This is a genomic window from Sphingopyxis sp. Q841 (genome assembly GCF_052384365.1).
Taxonomy (GTDB): Bacteria; Pseudomonadota; Alphaproteobacteria; order Sphingomonadales; family Sphingomonadaceae; genus Sphingopyxis; species Sphingopyxis terrae_A.
Genome location: NZ_JBQSUM010000001.1, coordinates 874,811 through 890,118, shown reverse-complemented (window position 1 = coordinate 890,118; position 15,308 = coordinate 874,811). Strand labels below are relative to the sequence as shown.

The following is a 15,308-nucleotide window of genomic DNA, read 5'->3' as shown; positions in this document are numbered from 1 at the left end:
TTTCCGTCGCTGCGGCAGAATTATCGAAAGGCAGCGCTGCGTTTTTTCGTGCAACTGTTGCTGCAATGCAACATTGGCAGGGGCGAAACCGCGGCGCGGGTGCGCGCCGCGACTCGACTCAGGCGGCGTCGCCTGCTTCCTTCGCCTTGTCGGCGTAGACGCGCACCGGCGCCTTGCGGCCTTCGACGACGTCCTTGTCGACGACGATTTCGATCACGTCGGTGAGGTCGGGCAGGTCGAACATGGTATCGAGCAGGATCGCCTCGACGATCGAGCGCAGCCCGCGCGCGCCGGTCTTGCGTTCGATCGCCTTTTTGGCGACCGCGACTAGCGCGTCGTCGGTGAAGGTCAGCGCGACTTCTTCGAGATCGAACAGCTTCTTATACTGCTTGATCAGCGCATTCTTGGGCTCGCCCAAAATCTTGACCAGCGCGTCGATGTCGAGATCCTCGAGCGTCGCGATCACCGGCAGGCGGCCGACGAATTCGGGAATCAGGCCGAACTTGAGGAGATCCTCCGGCTCGATATTTTTGAGCACCTCGCCCGCGCGGCGCTCGTCGGGGCCGGCGACATGCGCGCCGAAACCGATCGATTTGCCCTGCAGGCGGTCGCCGATGATCTTTTCGAGGCCGGCAAAGGCGCCGCCCGCGATGAACAGAATGTTGGTCGTGTCGACCTGCAGGAATTCCTGTTGCGGATGCTTGCGCCCGCCCTGCGGCGGCACGCTCGCGGTGGTGCCTTCCATCAGCTTGAGCAGCGCCTGCTGCACGCCTTCGCCCGACACGTCGCGCGTGATCGAGGGATTCTCGGCCTTGCGGCTGATCTTGTCGATCTCGTCGATATAGACGATGCCGCGCTGCGCCTTTTCGACATTATAGTCGCTGGCCTGCAGCAGCTTCAGGATGATATTCTCGACATCCTCGCCGACATAGCCGGCTTCGGTGAGGGTCGTTGCATCGGCCATGGTGAAAGGCACGTCGAGGAAGCGCGCCAGCGTCTGCGCGAGCAGCGTCTTGCCGCTGCCCGTCGGGCCGACGAGCAGGATGTTCGACTTCGCCAGTTCGACATCGTCGCCGCGGCCCGAATTGGCGAGGCGCTTGTAATGGTTGTGGACCGCGACCGACAGCACGCGCTTGGCGGTGTTCTGGCCGATCACATAATTGTCGAGGTGCTGGCAGATTTCGAGCGGCGTCGGCACCGCGCCATCCTTGCGCGCGGCGACCCCGCCCTTGATTTCCTCGCGGATGATGTCGTTGCACAGTTCGACGCATTCATCGCAGATGAACACGGTGGGGCCGGCAATCAGCTTGCGGACTTCATGCTGCGACTTGCCGCAGAAGGAGCAGTAAAGAGTGCTCTTGCTGTCCGAGCCGCTCAATTTCGTCATAAATCTTCCTCTGGCAGCCGCAAAAGGGCGCTGCCGTCCTTCATCCTAGCCCGCGATCACCCAATTACAATATGGCAATTAGGTGACATTGGGACATGTCCAACCTGACGACGGCCCGCGAACGGGGGCGTCAACAAACGCGGTTACCGAAAGCGGGCTGGCCGGCGTCAGGGCGTCGGACCTTCGCTGATTTCCTTGGGCGCCTCGTCGCCGGGGAGCGCGGGGCGGCGGTCGTAGACATGATCGACGATCCCGAATGCGCGCGCTTCCTCGGCTTCGAGGAAAGTGTCGCGATCCATCGCCTTTTCGATGTCTTTCAAGGGCTTGCCCGTATATTGCGCATAGAGGTCGTTCATCCGCTTGCGGATACGCAGGATTTCCTTGGCCTGGATTTCGATGTCCGACGCCATGCCGCGCGCGCCGCCCGAGGGCTGGTGGACCATGATGCGGGCGTTCGACAGCGCGACGCGCATGCCGGGTTCGCCGGCGGCGAGCAGGAAGCTGCCCATCGACGCCGCCTGGCCGATGCACACGGTGCCGACGCGGGGGCGGATATATTGCATCGTGTCGTGGATCGCCATGCCCGCCGTGACGACGCCGCCCGGCGAGTTGATGTACATATAGATGTCCTTCTTCGGATTTTCCGATTCGAGGAACAGAAGCTGCGCGACGATCAGCGACGCCATATTGTCCTCGACCTCGCCCGTCACGAAGACGATCCGTTCGCGCAGCAGGCGCGAGAAGATGTCAAAGCTGCGTTCGCCGCGGCTCGTCTGTTCGACGACGACGGGAACAAGGGCGGCGAGCGGGTCGATCATGGAAATTTCGTCCTTCAGTATCCGGGATGCCCGCCGCGAACCGGCGGGCTGCCCCTCGGCGCCTTACATCGGCGCGTGGCGTAAGGGATTCAAGGGGGCAAATATCGCGTGCCGGCGCGCCCCGCTATTGCGGGGGCTTGCCGCCCTGTTCGGTCCAGAAGGCGGCGATGCGGCCGGTGATGAGTTCGGTCGCGAGCGTGCGCGCGGTATCGCGGGGCAGGCCCAGCGCTTCGGCCATCGGGCCGCCAAGCTGGGCATCGCCCATCGCCATCAGCACGAGCGCCAACGTGTCTTCGTGCATCAGCCGCTTTTCGTGCGCGTCGGGCGCCGTTCCGTCGATCAGGCGGTGGATGGCATCGAGGATCGGGTCGAGCGCGTCCTCATTGCCCGTCGCCGCCATCCAGGTGGCGAGCGCCCCGGCGCCGCCGCTGTCGAAGGCGTCGAAGGCAAGGTCGACGATCTCGCGCACATTGCGTTCGCCCGGCGGCGACGACGTCATCTTCGCCGCAATCGTGTCGCACACCGTTTCGGCTAGATAGGCGGCGAGCGCCTTTTGCAGCCCGGCGGCGCTGCCGAAATGGTGGAGCAGATTGGCGTGGGTGCGGTCGATGCGCGATGCCACGGCTTTCAGCGTCACCGCCTGCGGCCCCATCTCGATCAGGATCAGCCGCGCGGCTTCGAGCGCCACCGACCGGCTTTCCTCCGGGCTGAGCCGTTTCTTTACTATTGACACCACTGTAAGTAATTCCTATTTCTTGCCCCGTCGGGCGTCCCCACGCCCTGGACCCCCTTTTCGACGGTGAGAACCATATGTCCAGCCTTTCCCGCACGCCGACGCCGCAGGATTTGTCGATCACCCCGCGCGATCGCCGCTTCGGCCGCGACGACCGGCAGGGGCGCTGGTGGATGAACGGCGACCCGATCGCGTCGGTCTTTCACACCGCGCTGTCGGTCACCTTTCCCAAGGGCGAGGCGATGTTCATCGAGGCGGTGAAGGCGCACCGCGACGGCGTGCCCGAAAAGCTCGCGCGCGAAATCCGCGCCTTCACCCAGCAGGAAGTCATTCACAGCCGCGAACATGTCGTCTTCAATCGCAAGGCGGCGGAGGCGGGCTATGACCTGTCGGAGCTAGAGGCCGATGTCGACAATGTGATGGAACTCATCAAGACGCGCCCGCCCATCGTCAACCTGATGGCGACGATCGCGCTCGAACATTATACCGCGATGATGGCGGCGATCATGCTCAAGGATTCCGCGATGTACGACGGCGCCGAGCCCGAATGGGCGGCGCTGTGGAAATGGCACGCGATCGAGGAAATCGAGCATAAGGGCGTGGCTTACGACACCTGGCTCCACGCGACGCGCGACTGGAGCCGCTGGCGGCGCTGGAAGGCCAAGTCGCTGATGATGGTCGCGATCACCGCGCGCTTCTGGCCCAAGCGCATCCGGGGCATGAAGGCGCTCTTGCAGCAGGACGGGCTGACCGGCTGGCGCGTCAGCGCGCGCATCTGGTGGTTCATGCTCGGCTATCCGGGCATCCTGCGCAAAAGCTTTCTGCCCTGGCTGGCCTATTTCATGCCGGGCTTTCACCCTTGGAACCATGACGACCGCCAACTCATCAAGAAATTCGAAAGCGATTATTCCGATGCGGTGATGCCGTCGCATTCGTCGGTCGCGCCCGAGCTGGCAACAGCCGCGGCCTGACGCCGCGGCCCGGCACCCCCGCGAAGGCGGGCGGCCGGAGAGGCCTCTCTCTCCCTCTCCGGGTCTCTGCCTTCGTGGGGGTGTTCCATAGCTGGACGGCTGCGGCGAAGTCCCATATCTCCTGCGGGGGGGGAACAGGGGACCGTTCATGCCATCGATCTGGACCGCGACCGAGCTCGTGCAGCTCGAACTGCAACTCGCCGGACGCCAATCGCTGCTCGAATTCGGATGCGGCGAGGCGACGCTCGTCGCCGCGCGGCAGGCCCGGCGGATCGTGGCGGTCGACGGCGATCGCGAGCGGCTCGCCGCCATCGCGCGCCGACTGGGCGAAGAGGCGGAGGGCTACACGCCCTATCAGCCCGAAATCGGTCCGGTCGATGCGGAGGGCCGGCCCACCGACCCGGCGCGCCTGCGCGATTGGCCGCGCTATCACACGCATATCTGGCGCCACCTGACCGGCAGCCCTGACGCGGTACTGATCGACGGGCGCTTTCGTGTCGCCTGCCTGTTGCAGGCGATCGTCCACTGCAAACCCGACGCGATGCTCCTGTTTCACGATTTCAGGGACCGCGCCGCCTATCATCTCGTGCTGAACCATTGCGACGTGCTGGCACGCGTCGATACGCTGGCGGTGCTGCGCGTCCGGCCGCAGGTCGACGGCAAGGCCGTGTTGCACGACCTGTTCGACCATTTCTTCGACCCCGATTGACCATGCCCGCCGCGCTGGGCATGTCGGCACGATGATCACTTCGCCTCCCACGATCGAAACCGCGCGGCTGCGCCTGCGCCCGCCGCATTTTTCGGACAAGCCGGTCCATATCGCGATGTGGGCCGATCCGCGCGTCACGCGCTTCATCGGCGGCGAACCGCGTGCGCCCGACGTGAGCTGGGGCAAATTTTTGAGCTCTGCCGGGCTGTGGCCGGTAATGGGCTTTGGCTATTGGGTGTTCGCCGACCGCGACAGCAATGCGCTGATCGGCATGGGCGGGCTTTCCTATTTCTGCCGCGGCATCCCCGAACTTGAGGATCTACCCGAGGCGGGCTGGGCGTTCGACGCCGACCATTGGGGCGGCGGGCTGGCGACCGAGGCGATGAGCGCGGCGCTCGGCTGGGCCGACGCGACGCTCGACGCGCCCGAGGTGCGCTGCATCATCGATCCGGGCAATGCTGCATCAGAGCGTGTCGCCGAAAAACTGGGCTTTCGCCGCATCGGCGACAGTGACGCGCTGGGGCATGTGGTGGGGATTTATTCGCGGCCGCGGGGTGGTTGAATCGGTCGTCATCGCGAGCGGAGCGAAGCAATCCAGAGAGGTTTGCGCTACACTGGATTGCCGCGTTGCCTTCGGCTCCTCGCAATGACGATTTGGATCAAACCGCCTCGACCACCAGCACGCCGCCGTCGGCGCTGACGACGCGGACCTTGGCCCCTTCGGCGGCGTTGGGTCCGCGCACCGGCCATTCGCCATCGCCAACCCGGGCGCGGCCGCGGCCGTCTTCGATCGCCGTCGTCACCGTCAGCACCTCACCGACGAGACGGCCGCCGCGCTGGTTGAGCAGCGGGTCGGTCGAGACGATCGGATTGTCGCGCAGCCATTTGCGCGCGCCATAGAGGATGATCACCGCCAGCACTGCGAAGATGCCGAGCTGAATCGGTACGCCGATCGGCGCGATCCACGCGATGACCCCAGTGACGATCGCCGCGGCGCCGATCCAGATCAGGAAAAATCCCGGCGCGACAATCTCGGCCGCGGCGAGCAGGACGCCGACCGACAGCCAAATCCAGTGCGGTTCCATGCTGGCCAGCCAGTCGGGCATGTCAGGCCTCCGTCTTGCGTTCGAGCGCGTCGCGCGCGAGTTCGCCGATGCCGCCCAGCGTGCCGATGAGCTGCGTCGCCTCGACCGGGAACAGGATCGTCTTGGCGTTGGGGCTGGTCGCGAACTGACTTACCGCCTCGACATATTTTTGCGCGATGAAATAGTTGATGGCCTGCGCATTGCCGCTCGCGATCGCGTCGCTGACCATCTGCGTCGCTTTGGCTTCGGCTTCGGCCTCGCGCTCGCGCGCTTCGGCGTCGCGGAAGGCGGCTTCGCGCCGCCCTTCGGCCTGCAGGATCTGGCCCTGCTTCTCGCCCTCGGCGCGCAGGATTTCGGAGGCGCGCAGCCCTTCGGCTTCGAGGATCGCGGCGCGCTTTTCGCGCTCGGCCTTCATCTGGCGCGCCATCGCGTTCGAAATGTCGGCCGGCGGGCGGATGTCTTTGATCTCGACGCGGGTGATCTTCACCCCCCATGGCGTCGTCGCATCGTCGACGACATGCAGCAGGCGCGCGTTGATCTCGTCGCGCTTCGACAGCGTCTCGTCGAGGTCCATCGACCCCATGACGGTGCGCAGGTTGGTCGTCGTCAGGTTCATGATCGAGAGGTACAGGTCGCTGACCTCATAGGCCGCCTTCGCGGCGTCGAGCACCTGGAAGAAGACGACGCCGTCGACCGCGACCATCGCATTGTCCTTGGTGATGATTTCCTGCCCCGGAATGTCGAGCACCTGCTCCATCATGTTCACCTTGCGACCGACGCGGTCGAAGATCGGCATGATGAAGTTGAGGCCCGGCTGCGCGGTGTGCGTGTAGCGGCCGAAGCGTTCGATCGTATAGGCGAAACCCTGCCGCACCGGCGTCAGCGCCCAGATCAGAAACACCAGCGCCAGCACCACCAGTGCAAGTGCGAAATACATGATCATCCCCTTTGCAAATTCGATCGCAATCCCGCTTCCTTATTGCGGCAATGGTCCAGCTGCGCCACAGAAAAGCGCATGACCCATGCCGCCTTCGCCCCGCGCTCGCTCCTCTATGTGCCCGGCTCCAACGCCCGTGCGCTCGAAAAGGCGGGCGGGCTCGCCGCCGATATGCTGATCATCGACTTGGAGGATGCGGTGCCCGCGGAGCGCAAGGCAGAGGCACGCGCGGCGATGCGCGCCGCGGTGACGGCGGGCTTTGCGGGCAAGCGCGTGGCCGTGCGCGTCAACGCCAGTGGCAGCGCCGAGCAGGCGGAAGATCTCGCGGCGCTGGACGGCCTCGTGCTCGACGCGGTGGTGCTGCCAAAGGTCGACGCGCCCTCGGACCTCGACCCGCTGCGCGCTCTGGGGCTACCACTGCTCGCGATGATCGAAACGCCGACCGCCATCTATGCGGCGCAGGGGATCGCCGCCGATGCCGCGGTGCAGGGGCTGATCGCCGGGCTCAACGATCTGGCCTATGAGCTCAAGCTGCCCGACGGCATGGATCGCGGCGCGATGGGCCATGCGATCCAGGCGATTGTGCTCGCGGCGCGCGCAGGCGGCGTTTGGTGCTTCGACGGGGTCTATAATGCGATCGACGACGCGGAGGGATTTGCGGCCGAAGCGCGCGAGGGGCGGCGGCTCGGTTTCGACGGCAAGACGCTGATCCACCCGTCGCAGGTCGATCCGTGCAACCGCGCCTTCGCCCCGTCGGCGCGCGAGATCGCCTCTGCCGAAGCGCTGGTCGCCGCAGCAACCGGCGGGGCGCAGCGGCACGCGGGCCATATGATCGAAGATATGCACGTCGCGGCGGCGAAGGCGCTGCTGGCGCGGGCGCGGGCGCAATAGCGGCCTGCTTTCCGTCGATGCTGTTCATCGTTCGACAAACGCGCCTTGCCGCTTCGGCATGGCCATGCCATCGGGCACATCCATGACATTGTCGCCATTTCGCGCCGCCGTTGCGGCTGCCGCCCTGCTTGCCGTCACGCCCGCCGCCTATGCGAAGGGCAATACGCCCGTCGCCGAAGCCGATCTGGCGCAGCATATCCGCGTTCTTGCGAGCGATGCCTTCGAGGGCCGCGGTCCGGGTGCCGAGGGCGAGGACCGCACCATCGCCTATATTGTCGGCGAATGGGCAAAGGCTGGATTGCAGGCGGTGCCGGGCAGCGACACGCCCTGGCTGCAGCCGGTTCCTTTCGTTGAAACGCAGACGACGGGCGGAAGCGCGCGGTTCAAGGTGGCCGGACAACCCTTCGCGATCGGCGACGAGGATATCATCGTCACCGGCAGCGAGGCGTCGGTGGCGCTGGCCGATACGCCGCTCGTCTTCGTCGGCTATGGCGTCGATGCGGACGGCCGGGTCAACGCCGATGTAGCGGGCAAGGTCGCGGTCATGCTGTTTGATACGCCGCCCTTCGGCGACAAGCTGCCGCGCTACCGTGAGCGGCGCCAGATGCTCGCCGACGCGGGCGCGGCGGGCGTATTGATCGTCGCGCCGGATTCGATGCCGTGGAACGAGATTCGCGAGAGCCTGGGCGCCAAGAGCATGCGCATGGGGTCGGCGCCGGCAGGACCGACGATCAGCGGCTATATCGCTCCGGCGGCGCTCGATGCCATGCTCGCCAAGGCGAGGCAGAACGGCGTGGCGCTGCGCGCAGCAGCCGAGGCGGGCGATTATCGCGGCGCGCTGCTGCCGGTGACGGGCGATTTCACTGCGACCGCCGCGGTGCGCAATTTTGCCAGCAACAATATCGTCGCCAAGCTGCCGGGCGCGAAGCCCGACGGCAAGGCAGTGCTGTTCCTCGGCCATTGGGACCATCTCGGCATCTGCCGGCCCGAAGGCGCCGCCGATCGCATCTGCAACGGCGCGGTAGACAATGCGAGCGGGATCGCGGTGCTGATCGAGGTGGCCAAGCGTCTTGCAGGGGGGCCGCGTCCCGACCGCGACATCTATTTCCTCGCGACCACGTCGGAAGAGAAGGGGCTGCTTGGCGCGCGCTGGTTCGCCGACCATCCGGTCGTGCCGCTGTCCGGCATCACTGTCGCGCTCAACATCGACACTATCGCCATTTCGCCTCGCGGCACGCCGGTCGCGACGATCGGACGCGGCAAGCCCGCCTATGACGCGATGGTGCGCAACGTTGCGACGTCACTCGGCCGGACGATCGACAGCGACGGCGAGGCCGATGCCTTCGTCCAGCGGCAGGATGGCTGGGCGCTCGGCGCCAAGGGCGTCACCTCGCTAATGGTCGGCGGCAGCTTTTCGGACATGAAACTGCTCGAGGCGTTTCTCGGCAGCGACTATCATCGCCCCGCCGACGAATTTTCGGACAAGGTACCGCTCGGCGGCGCCGCCGAGGATGCCGATCTGCACGTCGCGCTGGGCCGCGCCTTCGCCGACACGAAACGCTGGCCGGGAACGGCGGACTAGGTTCAGGCCCCGCCGCCGCGCGCTGGTCAGCGGGTCAGCACGAAATAGGCGACGTAGAACCAGCTGAAGATGCCGTGGATGATCGCCCACAGCACCGATTTGTGGGTGGTGAAACTGATCGCCATCGCCAGCGCGCTGCCGAAGCCGACCCCGTTGCGGATCACTTCCTTCTGCACGATGATGCGGCGTTCGCTCATGCGGCCTGCTTTGCCCGGTCGGTCATTTCCTGATTGAGCATTTCTGCGAGCAGGAAGGCGAGTTCGAGGCTCTGCCCGGCGTTCAAGCGCGGATCGCAGTGCGTGTGGTAACGGTCGGCAAGGTCCATCTGCGTCACGTCCATCGCGCCGCCGGTGCATTCGGTGACATTCTGGCCCGTCATCTCGATATGGATGCCGCCGCCATGCGTGCCTTCGGCGCGGTGGACCGCGAAGAAGCCGCGCACTTCGGCGAGGATGCGCTCGAACGGGCGCGTCTTGTAGCCATTGCCCGTCTTGATGACATTGCCGTGCATCGGATCGCACGACCAGACGACCGGGTGCCCCGACGCCTTCACCGCGCGCACCAGCGCCGGCAGATGCGCTTCGATCTTGTCGTGGCCATAGCGGGTGATCAGCGTCATGCGCCCGGGGACATGCTGGGGATTCAGCGTATCGAGCAGGCGCAGCAGCACGTCGGGGTCGAGGCTGGGGCCGCATTTCATGCCGACCGGATTGCCGATGCCGCGCAGATATTCGATATGCGCCGACCCTTCGAAGCGGGTGCGGTCGCCGACCCACAGCATATGGCCCGACGTGTCGTACCAGCCGCCGGTCAGGCTGTCCTGCCGGGTCAGCGCCTGCTCATAGGGAAGCAGCAGCGCCTCGTGACTGGTATAGAAGCTCGTGCCTTTGATCTGCGGCACCGTTTCGGGCGTCACGCCGCACGCTTCCATGAAGGCGAGCGCTTCGGAAATCCGCGCGGCGGTTTCCTGATATTTCTTCGCCCACGGGCTGCGGTCCATGAAATCATGCGTCCAGGCGTTGACCTGATGCAGATTGGCATAGCCGCCGTTCGCAAAGGCGCGCAGCAGGTTGAGCGTCGCCGCCGACTGGTTGTACGCGCGGATCATCCGCTGCGGATCGGGGGCGCGGCCTGCGGCTTCGAAAGCGATGTCGTTGATGATGTCGCCGCGGTAGCTTGGCAGTTCGACGCCGCCCACTTCTTCCATGTCGGCCGAGCGCGGCTTGGCGAACTGGCCCGCCATGCGGCCGACCTTAACGACCGGCATTTTCGACGCGAAGGTCAGCACCACCGCCATCTGCAACAGGACGCGGAAGGTATCGCGGATATTGTTCGGATGGAATTCGGCAAAGCTCTCGGCGCAGTCGCCGCCCTGAAGCAGAAACGCCTTGCCTTCCGCAACGCGGCCCAGCTCGCTGGTCAGCTCGCGCGCCTCGCCGGCAAAGACGAGCGGCGGATATCCGGCAAGCTCACGCTCGGCGGCCGCAAGCGCGGCTTCGTCGGTGTAGGTCGGCAGCTGACGGGCTTCGTGCGAGCGCCAGCTTTGCGGTTGCCATTGGTGCGTCATATGCGGTCTTCTTACGTTTTCTGCGTCAAAATCGATTCGCCGGGTGCCTTGGCGCGATTGCCCCGCCAAAGCAAGCGCGGGCGATAAAATTAGCATGATGGTGGCTTTCGCGCACCTATGCTTTTCTTCATTGCAAAAAACTGTTAGTTTCTTTCGCAAATCGGGACGCTTTTACGGGTCGCGCGTCCGTCTTCGGTAATCGGTAAGATTTGCTCCCTAGCAATCTAAGCACAGGGACCGCTGTAAAACGATTGGCTATGGCGAATTTCGATCCGGCCCTTCTTGGCTATCTGGCCCTGTTCATCCTGCTTGCGGCGAGCTTTGCGGTGCGCATCGAATATGTGCGCGCCGGGCTGGCGCTCGCCGCGCTCGTCGCCCTGCCGCTGGCGCTCGTCGCGGGGCAGGCGCTGGTCGCGGGTCTGCTGCTGCTCGCGATCATCCTCGCCAATATCGCGTTCGGCTGGCGCGACTGGCTGCGCAATCTGAGCATCCGCTTCTCGTCCGAGGAGGAGCAGCTTCGCGCCCGTCATTTCGACCGGTTGAGCGCGACGGCGGCGCGCGGGCTGATCGATCAGGGGCACTGGATTTCGGCGCGGCAGGGCGAGGTGCTGATCCGCGAAAATCAGGCGGCACCCAGCCTTTTCTATCTGAGCCAGGGCGCGGCGTCGGTGCTGCGCGACGGGGTCGAGGTCGGCGCGGTGAGCGACGGCGCGCTGATCGGCGAGGCGACTGTGCTCGACGGCGCGCAGGCGACGGGGACGGTGACGCTATCGACCAACGCCAGGCTGTGGTTCATCCCCGCCGCGGTGCTACGCGACTATCTTGCCGCCAATCCCGACATCGCTGCGGCATTGCACGAAGGCTTTGCCCGGGCGCTGCGCGGAAAATTGGCAAGCGCAAACGCTCGCATTGCCGAGGCGCCGTCGCTATGACGGCGGCATGGCACTGACTCTCTATGGCATTCCGAACTGCGACACGGTGAAGAAGGCGCGGCGCTGGCTCGACGAGCGGGGCGTGGCTTATGCGTTTCACGATTATCGCAAGGACGGGCTCGATCCCGCCTTGCTCGATCGCTGGGTCGATGCGCTCGGCTGGGAAAAGCTCCTCAACAAGAGCGGGACGACCTTCCGCAAGCTGCCCGATGCCGACAAGGCGGGGATCGATGCGGCGAAGGCGAAGGCGCTGATGCTCGATCAGCCGGCGATGATACGGCGCCCGCTCGTCGATGCGGACGGCGCGTATAGTGTGGGATTTTCCGCCGGTGACTGGCAACAGCGCTTTGCGGCATGAAGGCCTGGCGCGCCGCGCTGGCGCTGCTCGCGCTCGCCGGCTGCGGGGCTGAACCGATGGCGGCGCAGCCCACGCTCGACGGAAAGCCCGCGATCGTCATCGCGCATCGCGGGGCGTCGGGCGAACGGCCCGAACATACGCTCGCAAGCTATGAACTCGCGATCGAACAGGGCGCCGATTTCATCGAGCCCGATCTGGTACTGACCAAGGACGGCGTGCTCGTCGCGCGGCATGAGAATCAGATTTCGGAGACGACCGACGTCGCCGACCACCCCGAATTCGCCGCGCGCAAGACGACGAAGCAGATTGACGGCCAGGATGTGACCGGCTGGTTCACCGAGGATTTCACGCTGGCCGAGCTCAAGACGCTGCGTGCGAAGGAGCGGCTGCCACAACTGCGCGCGACTGAATTTGACGGGCGCTACCAGATCCCGACCTTTGCCGAGATCCTCGACCTGCTCGTGCGGGTCAACAAGGGGCGCGAGCATCCGGTCGGCGTCTATCCCGAAACCAAGCATCCGAGCTATTTCGCCAGCATCGGCCTGCCGCACGAAGCGCCGCTGCTCGCCATGCTGGCGCGCTATGGCTATCATGGCCGCAGCGCGCCGGTGTTCATCCAGAGTTTCGAGGTCGGCAATCTGAAAGCGATCCGGGCGAAAAGCGACCTGCCGCTGATCCAGCTCATGGACGGCGAGGGCGGTCCGGCCGACCATGCGCAGCAACGCTACGCCGCGATGGCGACGCCTACGGGGCTGAAGGCGATTGCCGCCTATGCCGACGGGATCGGACCCAACAAGACAATGATCATCCCGCGGACTGCGCTCGGCACGCTCGGCGATCCGACCCATCTGGTGCGCGATGCCCATGCCGCCGGACTGAAGGTCCATCCGTGGACCTTTCGCCGCGAGAATTATTTCCTGCCGCTTGGCGACAAGAGCGGCATCAACCCCGCCGGCCAAGGCGATCTGGCGGACGAGATCCGCACCTATCTGAAGACCGGGATCGACGGCCTGTTCAGCGACAATTCGCGCGAAGCGGTGCCGGTGGTCCATGCAGGAGTATCGCAATGACGCAGCGTCCCCTTGGCCAGAGCGGCCTGTCGGTCCGTCCCTTCGTGCTGGGCGGCAATGTCTTCGGGATGACCGCCGATCGGGCCGCAAGTTTCGCGATCCTCGACCGCTTCGTCGAGCGCGGCGGCGGGATGATCGACACCGCCGATGTCTATTCGGCGTGGGTGCCGGGGCACAAGGGCGGCGAATCCGAAAGCATGATGGGTGCGTGGCTGAAGGATAGCGGCGCGCGCGACCATGTGCTGATCGCCACCAAGGTCGGCATGATGCCCGGCGGGCTGAAGCCCGATCGCATCCGCGAAGCGGTGAAAGGCTCGCTCGATCGGCTCGGCGTCGATACGATCGACCTCTACTTCGCGCACAAGGACGACCCCGATGTGCCGTTGGACGAAGTGCTCGGCGCGTTCGGCGAACTGGTCGATGCGGGGACGGTGCGCGCGATCGGGGCATCCAATTATAGTGCCGAGCGGCTGGCCGAGGCGCTGCGCGTCGCCGACGCCGGGGGCCTGCCGCGTTTCACCGCGATGCAACCCGAACTGAACCTGCTCGACCGCGATCAATATGAAGGCGCGCTGCAACAGCTTTGCATCGCCGAAGGGCTGGGCGTCGTCACCTATTTCAGCCTCGCGTCGGGCTATTTGTCAGGAAAATATCGCAGCGCCGAGGATCTCGGCAAGAGCCCGCGCGGCGCGCGCGCCAAAGCCTATCTGGAGGGCAAGGGGCCGGCGGTGCTCGCCGCAATGGACGCGATCGCTGCCGAAACCGGCGCCACCCTGTCGCAGATCGCGCTCGCCTGGGTCGCCGCGCAGCCGGGCGTCACCGCGCCGATCGCGAGCGCCACCTCGGTCGCGCAACTCGACGAGATCATGGACAGCGAGACGGTCACGCTGACCGACTTGCAATTGGCGGCGCTGAACGAAGCGGGGCGCGGCACCGCATAAGGTTCGCCGCGCACGCGGCCGTTTCGGCCCGGCCGGCCCCCGGGGAGAGACGAGCCGGGCCAGCGCGGCCGCGCATCGGATCAGCCGCTTTCCTCGTCCCACCCGAACACCTGTTCGAGCGGCTTGCCGAAGGTGCGCGCGATACGGAAGGCGACTTCGAGCGAGGGCGAATATTTGCCTTGTTCGATCGCGGCGATCGTCTGGCGGGTCACGCCGACGCGCTCGCCGAGTTCGGCCTGCGTCATTTCTCCCGCGAGAAAGCGCAAGGTGCGGATGTCGTTCGAGAAGGGCAGCCTAGCCATGCCAACCCCGGCGATAGCTGATGAGGACGACGGCGCTGTTCACCAGTTCGGCGAGAACGATTGCGAACAGGCCTGTGTTTGCGAGCGGCACGCCCTGCTCGACAAAGGGCAGATAGACGCCGACGACCATCATCCCCGCCAGCAGGACATAATAGGCGATCGTGGCGCCGCGACGGCGGATCGCGCGGTCGCGCTCATCGGCACGGACCCGCTCCGACTTTGGCGCCTGCGCGGACAGGATGATGGTGCCGACGATGACGATGGCCGCGTGCGCCAAGGCGATCGAGCCGAACAACCACAGCATGGGGAAAACTTCGCGCCCGGCCGGATGCCCGGCGATGATGAGTCCGAAATAGAGACTATAGGCGGCGAGCATGGCCAAGACGTTCAGCCACGCGGACTTTTCGCGGAAATTCATGGACAAGTCTCCGGTACCTGCGCTGGCAAGCTGCCGCGCCGTTTCAAGGGTCGCGCGGGGCATGGGTCAATAGCCCCGGCGATAAAGGTAAAGCTGGACGCCGATCCGCGTCAGTTCGGCGAGGACGACCGTCGCAAGCAACAGGTTGAGCTGCACCGCCGGCCCCGCGTTCCAGAACAGGGCGAAGATGCTGACCCACACGCCGACGACGAGCGGATAATAGGCATAATGGGTGCCGCGATAATGGATCGAACGGTCGCGCTCGTCTTCCTTGAGGTTGGCCTCGGCCGGGGCGCGGATCGCCATCCAGGCCGATGCGATCGTCATCGCGATGATGATCGCGACGGTGACCGGCAGCAGCATCCCCGCACTCGCCCAAAGGCCTGCCGGGCTGGCTGCGATCCCCCACGGATAGGCAAGAAAATACCAGCCGAAGGCGGCGATCATCGTGACCAGCGTCACCCAGTGAATTTTTTCGCGGAACGACATTTGGCGTCTCCATGTTCATAATATGCGACTCGATGTAAATAATTTTTGACATAGAGTCAATCTTTGCGAACATCGCTCCGCTTTGCAGCCTTTCGCAGCGCAGCATAAGCCGCTAAAC

General features: G+C 65.3%; 19 protein-coding genes. 9 read left to right on the top strand and 10 right to left on the bottom strand.

Going from position 1 to position 15,308, the window contains the following annotated elements; genetic code table 11:
- Positions 1–118: 118 nt before the first annotated feature.
- The 3 genes from clpX to ACT17R_RS04395 form a co-directional block, all read right to left on the bottom strand.
- The gene (gene clpX / locus ACT17R_RS04405) at positions 119–1,387 is read right to left on the bottom strand and encodes an ATP-dependent Clp protease ATP-binding subunit ClpX (RefSeq protein WP_003040640.1); all 1,269 of its coding nucleotides are present in this window, start codon (positions 1,385–1,387) and stop codon (positions 119–121) included.
- 167 nt (positions 1,388–1,554) lie between these two features.
- Positions 1,555–2,205: an ATP-dependent Clp protease proteolytic subunit gene (locus ACT17R_RS04400; RefSeq protein ID WP_003040638.1), complete on the bottom strand. Its 651-nt coding sequence runs from the start codon at positions 2,203–2,205 to the stop codon at positions 1,555–1,557.
- 124 nt (positions 2,206–2,329) lie between these two features.
- A complete protein-coding gene (locus tag ACT17R_RS04395; protein ID WP_062764005.1) occupies positions 2,330–2,893 on the bottom strand; it encodes a TetR/AcrR family transcriptional regulator in 564 nt (187 codons plus the stop codon).
- A 122-nt stretch (positions 2,894–3,015) separates the two neighbouring features.
- Here ACT17R_RS04395 and ACT17R_RS04390 point away from each other — a divergent pair, with 122 nt between their 5' ends.
- The 3 genes from ACT17R_RS04390 (at position 3,016) to ACT17R_RS04380 (ending at position 5,180) form a co-directional block, all read left to right on the top strand.
- On the top strand, positions 3,016–3,909 hold the full coding sequence (locus tag ACT17R_RS04390; RefSeq protein ID WP_444809053.1) for a metal-dependent hydrolase: 894 nt from the start codon (positions 3,016–3,018) through the stop codon (positions 3,907–3,909).
- Positions 3,910–4,057: 148 nt separating this feature from the next.
- Complete coding sequence (locus tag ACT17R_RS04385) at positions 4,058–4,618, top strand: hypothetical protein (protein WP_062900696.1); 561 nt, start codon at positions 4,058–4,060, stop codon at positions 4,616–4,618.
- A 31-nt stretch (positions 4,619–4,649) separates the two neighbouring features.
- A complete protein-coding gene (locus ACT17R_RS04380; protein ID WP_217372659.1) occupies positions 4,650–5,180 on the top strand; it encodes a GNAT family N-acetyltransferase in 531 nt (176 codons plus the stop codon).
- A gap of 97 nt (positions 5,181–5,277) precedes the next feature.
- Here the strand turns inward: ACT17R_RS04380 and ACT17R_RS04375 are convergent, their stop codons facing one another.
- Together ACT17R_RS04375 and ACT17R_RS04370 are read right to left on the bottom strand one after the other, a co-directional pair.
- Complete coding sequence (locus ACT17R_RS04375; RefSeq protein WP_217372658.1) at positions 5,278–5,724, bottom strand: NfeD family protein; 447 nt, start codon at positions 5,722–5,724, stop codon at positions 5,278–5,280.
- Position 5,725: 1 nt separating this feature from the next.
- Positions 5,726–6,646: an SPFH domain-containing protein gene (locus ACT17R_RS04370; RefSeq protein WP_217372657.1), complete on the bottom strand. Its 921-nt coding sequence runs from the start codon at positions 6,644–6,646 to the stop codon at positions 5,726–5,728.
- A gap of 72 nt (positions 6,647–6,718) precedes the next feature.
- Between ACT17R_RS04370 and ACT17R_RS04365 the strand changes: the two genes are divergently transcribed.
- Both ACT17R_RS04365 and ACT17R_RS04360 read left to right on the top strand, forming a co-directional pair.
- A complete protein-coding gene (locus ACT17R_RS04365) occupies positions 6,719–7,531 on the top strand; it encodes an HpcH/HpaI aldolase/citrate lyase family protein (RefSeq protein WP_444809052.1) in 813 nt (270 codons plus the stop codon).
- Positions 7,532–7,613: 82 nt separating this feature from the next.
- On the top strand, positions 7,614–9,113 hold the full coding sequence (locus ACT17R_RS04360) for a M28 family peptidase (protein ID WP_444809051.1): 1,500 nt from the start codon (positions 7,614–7,616) through the stop codon (positions 9,111–9,113).
- Positions 9,114–9,139: 26 nt separating this feature from the next.
- Here the strand turns inward: ACT17R_RS04360 and ACT17R_RS04355 are convergent, their stop codons facing one another.
- Both ACT17R_RS04355 and ACT17R_RS04350 read right to left on the bottom strand, forming a co-directional pair.
- The gene (locus ACT17R_RS04355; RefSeq protein ID WP_003040612.1) at positions 9,140–9,310 is read right to left on the bottom strand and encodes a hypothetical protein; all 171 of its coding nucleotides are present in this window, start codon (positions 9,308–9,310) and stop codon (positions 9,140–9,142) included.
- Entirely contained in the window at positions 9,307–10,680 is a 1,374-nt protein-coding gene (locus ACT17R_RS04350) for a class II 3-deoxy-7-phosphoheptulonate synthase (protein WP_287938756.1), read from the bottom strand. Before ACT17R_RS04350 ends, ACT17R_RS04355 begins: the two co-directional genes overlap by 4 nt.
- Before the next feature lie 257 nt (positions 10,681–10,937).
- On the opposite strand from ACT17R_RS04350, the gene ACT17R_RS04345 reads away from it, so the two are divergent.
- From ACT17R_RS04345 to ACT17R_RS04330, 4 genes are read left to right on the top strand one after another with little or no spacing between them, the layout of a single operon-like run.
- On the top strand, positions 10,938–11,612 hold the full coding sequence (locus ACT17R_RS04345) for a cyclic nucleotide-binding domain-containing protein (protein ID WP_062900690.1): 675 nt from the start codon (positions 10,938–10,940) through the stop codon (positions 11,610–11,612).
- Positions 11,613–11,619: 7 nt separating this feature from the next.
- A complete protein-coding gene (locus ACT17R_RS04340) occupies positions 11,620–11,970 on the top strand; it encodes an ArsC family reductase (protein WP_062900689.1) in 351 nt (116 codons plus the stop codon).
- Positions 11,967–13,040 carry a glycerophosphodiester phosphodiesterase gene (locus ACT17R_RS04335; protein WP_444809050.1) on the top strand — a complete coding sequence of 358 codons (1,074 nt, stop codon included), beginning with the start codon at positions 11,967–11,969 and terminating at the stop codon, positions 13,038–13,040. The genes ACT17R_RS04340 and ACT17R_RS04335 overlap by 4 nt, the downstream gene beginning before the upstream one ends.
- On the top strand, positions 13,037–13,981 hold the full coding sequence (locus ACT17R_RS04330) for an aldo/keto reductase (RefSeq protein WP_062900687.1): 945 nt from the start codon (positions 13,037–13,039) through the stop codon (positions 13,979–13,981). The genes ACT17R_RS04335 and ACT17R_RS04330 overlap by 4 nt, the downstream gene beginning before the upstream one ends.
- 80 nt (positions 13,982–14,061) lie before the next feature.
- On the opposite strand, the gene ACT17R_RS04325 is transcribed toward ACT17R_RS04330, so the two are convergent.
- The 3 genes from ACT17R_RS04325 to ACT17R_RS04315 all read right to left on the bottom strand — a co-directional run bounded on the left by ACT17R_RS04325 (position 14,062) and on the right by ACT17R_RS04315 (position 15,190).
- Positions 14,062–14,283 (bottom strand): helix-turn-helix transcriptional regulator, encoded by a 222-nt coding sequence (locus tag ACT17R_RS04325; protein WP_040589196.1) that lies wholly within the window; start codon positions 14,281–14,283, stop codon positions 14,062–14,064.
- On the bottom strand, positions 14,276–14,701 hold the full coding sequence (locus ACT17R_RS04320; RefSeq protein WP_058813136.1) for a DUF2178 domain-containing protein: 426 nt from the start codon (positions 14,699–14,701) through the stop codon (positions 14,276–14,278). Before ACT17R_RS04320 ends, ACT17R_RS04325 begins: the two co-directional genes overlap by 8 nt.
- Before the next feature lie 66 nt (positions 14,702–14,767).
- Positions 14,768–15,190: a hypothetical protein gene (locus ACT17R_RS04315; RefSeq protein WP_444809049.1), complete on the bottom strand. Its 423-nt coding sequence runs from the start codon at positions 15,188–15,190 to the stop codon at positions 14,768–14,770.
- Positions 15,191–15,308 lie beyond the last annotated feature (118 nt).

Excerpts from the sequence above, each read along its gene's own strand:
- clpX (WP_003040640.1), bottom strand. The coding sequence starts at position 1,387 with ATGACGAAATTGAGCGGCTCGGACAGCAAGAGCACTCTTTACTGCTCC.
- ACT17R_RS04400 (WP_003040638.1), bottom strand. The coding sequence starts at position 2,205 with ATGATCGACCCGCTCGCCGCCCTTGTTCCCGTCGTCGTCGAACAGACG.
- ACT17R_RS04390 (WP_444809053.1), top strand. The coding sequence starts at position 3,016 with ATGTCCAGCCTTTCCCGCACGCCGACGCCGCAGGATTTGTCGATCACC.
- ACT17R_RS04385 (WP_062900696.1), top strand. The coding sequence starts at position 4,058 with ATGCCATCGATCTGGACCGCGACCGAGCTCGTGCAGCTCGAACTGCAA.
- ACT17R_RS04380 (WP_217372659.1), top strand. The coding sequence starts at position 4,650 with ATGATCACTTCGCCTCCCACGATCGAAACCGCGCGGCTGCGCCTGCGC.
- ACT17R_RS04375 (WP_217372658.1), bottom strand. The coding sequence starts at position 5,724 with ATGCCCGACTGGCTGGCCAGCATGGAACCGCACTGGATTTGGCTGTCG.
- ACT17R_RS04370 (WP_217372657.1), bottom strand. The coding sequence starts at position 6,646 with ATGATCATGTATTTCGCACTTGCACTGGTGGTGCTGGCGCTGGTGTTT.
- ACT17R_RS04365 (WP_444809052.1), top strand. The coding sequence starts at position 6,719 with ATGACCCATGCCGCCTTCGCCCCGCGCTCGCTCCTCTATGTGCCCGGC.
- ACT17R_RS04360 (WP_444809051.1), top strand. The coding sequence starts at position 7,614 with ATGACATTGTCGCCATTTCGCGCCGCCGTTGCGGCTGCCGCCCTGCTT.
- ACT17R_RS04355 (WP_003040612.1), bottom strand. The coding sequence starts at position 9,310 with ATGAGCGAACGCCGCATCATCGTGCAGAAGGAAGTGATCCGCAACGGG.
- ACT17R_RS04350 (WP_287938756.1), bottom strand. The coding sequence starts at position 10,680 with ATGACGCACCAATGGCAACCGCAAAGCTGGCGCTCGCACGAAGCCCGT.
- ACT17R_RS04345 (WP_062900690.1), top strand. The coding sequence starts at position 10,938 with ATGGCGAATTTCGATCCGGCCCTTCTTGGCTATCTGGCCCTGTTCATC.
- ACT17R_RS04340 (WP_062900689.1), top strand. The coding sequence starts at position 11,620 with ATGGCACTGACTCTCTATGGCATTCCGAACTGCGACACGGTGAAGAAG.
- ACT17R_RS04335 (WP_444809050.1), top strand. The coding sequence starts at position 11,967 with ATGAAGGCCTGGCGCGCCGCGCTGGCGCTGCTCGCGCTCGCCGGCTGC.
- ACT17R_RS04330 (WP_062900687.1), top strand. The coding sequence starts at position 13,037 with ATGACGCAGCGTCCCCTTGGCCAGAGCGGCCTGTCGGTCCGTCCCTTC.
- ACT17R_RS04325 (WP_040589196.1), bottom strand. The coding sequence starts at position 14,283 with ATGGCTAGGCTGCCCTTCTCGAACGACATCCGCACCTTGCGCTTTCTC.
- ACT17R_RS04320 (WP_058813136.1), bottom strand. The coding sequence starts at position 14,701 with ATGAATTTCCGCGAAAAGTCCGCGTGGCTGAACGTCTTGGCCATGCTC.
- ACT17R_RS04315 (WP_444809049.1), bottom strand. The coding sequence starts at position 15,190 with ATGTCGTTCCGCGAAAAAATTCACTGGGTGACGCTGGTCACGATGATC.